This window comes from Micromonospora sp. 4G55 (assembly GCF_016803375.1).
Genome location: NZ_JAEVHN010000635.1, coordinates 1 through 3502, shown reverse-complemented (window position 1 = coordinate 3502; position 3502 = coordinate 1). Strand labels below are relative to the sequence as shown.

Here is a 3502-nt window from a genome sequence, read left to right as displayed (position 1 = left end):
TCGGTGAGCTCGCGTCCGGCGCGGCTGCCGCCCAGCGGACGGCGACGGCGACGGCGCGGACGGCGCTCGCCGCGCGGTGGCGGCCGGCCCGGGTGGGCTGAGGACGCGACCGAATTGTTACCCGTATTTCCGTGAGTCGCGTCACGGCAATCGGGAAACCGGTCATCCGGTCACAGTCGGTGACATCGATCGCGACGGTCGGCGGTGTTTGTCGTCGGGCTGTCCGGTTGTGGCCCGACGGTCCCGGAACAACCGCCTGTCCCATTGAGTGACGTCAGTGCCGAACTGTACGACAAATTTGTCGCCCTGATCAGGTTTACGCAGCTGGCAGCGCTTGGCCGACACGTGACCGACCAGTAGTGTCGCCCGGGTCCGGTGCGGTTTCCGATCGCAAGAGGCGACGCCGCGCCGACCCGCTCAATCGTGATTTCACGAACCGGGGACCCATGCACGTCCGGGGTGAATCCGCGGGCCACGGCCCGTGGTAGGGCGCTCTTCCCGCCCGAATCCGTCAGCTAACCCGGTAGGCGGTGTCGGAAGGAGTTCCAGCTTTTGCTGTTCTCTCGCATTCCTCGGCTTGCTCTCCACCTCGGTACCGGGGTGTTCGCGCCGGTCCGCCGCGCCCTCGCGCGCTGATACCGGCCCCACCCCGCCGCCCGGCCACTGACCGGGCGCACCCCCGCCGAGCGGCCTCGCACACCGGTCCTGACACCGCGCGTGACGTCCCGTCACGCGCCGGTCCGGCACGCCGCTCCCGCCCTCGTACCGTGGAGGAAAACACGTGAAGCACCCCCTGAAGCGGCAGCTGCGACGCCTGGCTACCGAGCGGTCGTACCAGCTGGTCGCCGGCTCGGCCGCCGCGCTCGTGCTCGTCTCCGGCGCCAGCACCCTGCTCGCCGACGAGGCGCCCGCCCGCCAGCAGACCTCGGCCGCCGTCGCCGAGGTGGCGCCCCGGCTGGACGACGTCGCGACCCGCGGCCAGGCCCGGGTCGCCACCCCGTCCGGCAAGCCGTCGCCCTCGGCCAGCCCCTCGCCGTCGGCCAGCGCCACCAAGGCAAAGGCGGACCCGGACCTGACCCGCAAGGCGGCCCCCAAGCCGCCGTCGACCAAGGTCCTCCGCTACGACTACCAGGCGCAGACCACCTACTGGAACTGCGGTCCGGCCGCGGTGCGCAACGCGCTCAGCGCGTCGGGCGTCGAGCGGACCCAGGACGAGCTGGCCGGCCCGCTCGGCACCACCGAGATGGGCACCAACTCGGCGCTGGACACCACCCGGGTCCTGAACCAGATGGTCAAGGGCGACCCGTACCGGACCCGGATGTTCCAGGGCACCCCCAGCTCCGCCCAGATCGACCGGCTCCAGGCCGACGTGGTCGCGGCGATCACCGACGGCCGGGGCGTCGTGGCGAACGTGGCGGGGAGCGCCACCGACGCCGACGGCGGCTGGCACTCCTTCCCGGGCGGCCACTACATCGCGGTGGTCGGCTACAAGAACGACGGCCGGACGGTCCGGATCGCCGACTCGGCGGACCCGAACCTGCCGTCGTACTGGATCAGCACCATCGACCTGGCGAACTGGATCGCCACCCGCGGCTACTCCGCCTGATCAACACCGTCGCTCATCCGGGCACCGGCTCCCCTGGGGGCCGGTGCCCGTCGGCGTTGGCGCGGGTCTCGCGCCGCGGAACCGGACGGTGGCACACTGCGGCCCATGACCGACGACTCGAGTACCCGCCGGCTGCTGTTGCTGCTGCACGGGATGGGCGCCACCGGCGACGTGTGGCTGCCCTGGGCGCCGCTGCTGGAACACCGCTGGCCGGGCCGCTGGCTGGCGCCGGACCTGGCCGGCCACGGCTTCTCGCCGCCGCTGCCCGCGTACTCCTTCGCCGGCTTGGCCGAGCAGGTCGCGGCGGGGCTCGGCCCGGTGGCCGACGGGGCCCGCCCGGGTGACCGGCTGGTCGTCCTCGGCCACTCCCTCGGCGGGGTGGTCGCGCTGGCGCTGGCCGCCCGCGACGCCGGGCGTCCCGGTGGACGCGGTGGTCGGGCTGGGCATCAAGGCGGTCTGGTCGCCGGCCGAGCTGGTCCGGGCGCGCGAGCTGGCGGAGCGCCCGGTGACCTGGTTCGCCACCCGGGACGAGGCGGCCCGCCGCTACCTGAAGGTGGCCGGCCTCGGTGGGCTCTTCGCGCCGGACGACCCGGTGGTCGACGCGGGGCTGCGCGCCGAGGACGGCCGCTGGCGGCTGGCCATGGACCCGGCCGCCTTCGCGGTGGGCGCGCCGGAGCTGCCGGCCCTGCTGGCCGCCACCGATGTCCCGGTGCTGCTGGCCCGGGGCGAGCACGACCCGATGGTCAGCGACGCGCAGCTCGCTGAGCTGGGCGTGCCGGTGGCGACCCTGCCCGGCCTCGGCCACAACGCGCACGTGGAGGACCCGGCGGCGGTACTGGCCCTGCTCGACCCGTACCTGTGACCGGTTTGCGGACGGCCGGCGTCGGCGTCGTGGTGGCGCGTGGCTCGGAACCTGCCGACCTGGACGTTCGAGCTCGCCGTCCACACCGGACCTTTGCAACGGCATCAGACCAGCCGCTGGAGGCGCACTTTCGGGCGCTCGTTCTTGAGGTGGCCGTGCTTGTGCTGGCGGACCTGCTCGTCCCAGACCTCCTGGTCGTAGTCGGGGTCCGGCGGAATCCACTTGTGGGTGCCGTCGCTGTAGTGAAACTTCTCGTCGCCGGGCCGCAGGATGCTCATCGCACCCAGCCGAGAAAGCGGCGGTGCAGGATGCCGGCCGGTGTCCAGTGCAGGTCTTCCGTCGCCCGGGCCAGTTGCGCACCCATGTAGAGCGCGAGCGACACCGGCGCTTCGGCGAACTCCGCGCGCAGCTCCCGCCGCCGGGTCTCACAGGGCCACGGCCCACCGCAGCCGCCGCAGCTCCAGATGGGCAGCACCGGGCCGTGCGTGGTCACGGGCGGCCTCCGAGCACCGCCGCTGTCAGGTGCCGCGCCTGCCGGGTGGTCGCCCATTCCACCTGCCAGCACGGGTACGGCGCGAGCAGCGCCCACCACGTCCGGCAACCGGTACACATCCCGTCCACGCCCAGCAGATGTTCGACCAGAATCTGCCGCTCCGCCTCGCTGCTCACTGCTCCTCCTGGGCGGGCCAGTGCCCCCGGTTGATCGGGATGCGGTTTCGGCCACGGCAGGGCAGCTCAGCCCCACAGCGGCAGATCCACGTCCACGCCCGCCATGACCATGCCGGGCGGTGTCGCCGGGCCAGGGTCATCGCGACAGCAATCAGGTACTGGTCGTAGGAGACACGTCGCCACGGCGACGTCCTGTCCCGCATCGCTTACTCCCTCCGCCGGGCAGCACTCCATGCCGACCCCGAACAACTGGGCCGGACCTGGAACGCTCGGTAACTGCGACGCTACGATCACGGCGACAACGGTTGGACTCACCGGCGGTACGAGTAAGCAGGCCAGACGCCCCGCCCGGACAGCCTGCGGGC

The 3502-nt window shown here is 72.7% G+C and carries 7 protein-coding genes and 1 riboswitch; of the genes, 3 read left to right on the top strand and 4 right to left on the bottom strand.

The features are described from left to right. The first annotated feature begins 404 nt into the window (after positions 1-404). Positions 405-545: riboswitch (cyclic di-AMP (ydaO/yuaA leader) on the top strand. A gap of 236 nt (positions 546-781) precedes the next feature. From JNW89_RS31425 to JNW89_RS37040, 3 genes are all read left to right on the top strand, one after another. Then, complete coding sequence (locus tag JNW89_RS31425; RefSeq protein WP_238451830.1) at positions 782-1606, top strand: C39 family peptidase; 825 nt, start codon at positions 782-784, stop codon at positions 1604-1606. A gap of 105 nt (positions 1607-1711) precedes the next feature. Next, positions 1712-2371, top strand: coding sequence for an alpha/beta fold hydrolase (locus JNW89_RS31420; RefSeq protein ID WP_306344938.1), 660 nt, complete (start codon positions 1712-1714; stop codon positions 2369-2371). Next, positions 2346-2468: a hypothetical protein gene (locus JNW89_RS37040; RefSeq protein ID WP_255541455.1), complete on the top strand. Its 123-nt coding sequence runs from the start codon at positions 2346-2348 to the stop codon at positions 2466-2468. Before JNW89_RS31420 ends, JNW89_RS37040 begins: the two co-directional genes overlap by 26 nt. 104 nt (positions 2469-2572) lie before the next feature. Here the strand turns inward: JNW89_RS37040 and JNW89_RS31415 are convergent, their stop codons facing one another. Genes JNW89_RS31415 through JNW89_RS31400 form a run of 4 tightly spaced genes read right to left on the bottom strand, consistent with a single transcriptional unit; the run spans position 2573 to position 3340 of the window. After that, positions 2573-2746 (bottom strand): hypothetical protein, encoded by a 174-nt coding sequence (locus JNW89_RS31415; protein ID WP_238451829.1) that lies wholly within the window; start codon positions 2744-2746, stop codon positions 2573-2575. Beyond that, complete coding sequence (locus tag JNW89_RS31410) at positions 2743-2961, bottom strand: hypothetical protein (RefSeq protein WP_238451828.1); 219 nt, start codon at positions 2959-2961, stop codon at positions 2743-2745. The genes JNW89_RS31415 and JNW89_RS31410 overlap by 4 nt, the downstream gene beginning before the upstream one ends. Beyond that, positions 2958-3137: a hypothetical protein gene (locus JNW89_RS31405; protein WP_238451827.1), complete on the bottom strand. Its 180-nt coding sequence runs from the start codon at positions 3135-3137 to the stop codon at positions 2958-2960. The genes JNW89_RS31410 and JNW89_RS31405 overlap by 4 nt, the downstream gene beginning before the upstream one ends. Next, positions 3134-3340 carry a hypothetical protein gene (locus JNW89_RS31400; RefSeq protein WP_238451826.1) on the bottom strand — a complete coding sequence of 69 codons (207 nt, stop codon included), beginning with the start codon at positions 3338-3340 and terminating at the stop codon, positions 3134-3136. The genes JNW89_RS31405 and JNW89_RS31400 overlap by 4 nt, the downstream gene beginning before the upstream one ends. Positions 3341-3502: the final 162 nt, after the last annotated feature.

What these genes read in the sequence shown, in the direction of transcription:
- JNW89_RS31415 (WP_238451829.1), bottom strand. Translation starts at nt 2,746, where the DNA reads ATGAGCATCCTGCGGCCCGGCGACGAGAAGTTTCACTACAGCGACGGC.
- JNW89_RS37040 (WP_255541455.1), top strand. Translation starts at nt 2,346, where the DNA reads ATGGTCAGCGACGCGCAGCTCGCTGAGCTGGGCGTGCCGGTGGCGACC.
- JNW89_RS31400 (WP_238451826.1), bottom strand. Translation starts at nt 3,340, where the DNA reads ATGCGGGACAGGACGTCGCCGTGGCGACGTGTCTCCTACGACCAGTAC.
- JNW89_RS31420 (WP_306344938.1), top strand. Translation starts at nt 1,712, where the DNA reads ATGACCGACGACTCGAGTACCCGCCGGCTGCTGTTGCTGCTGCACGGG.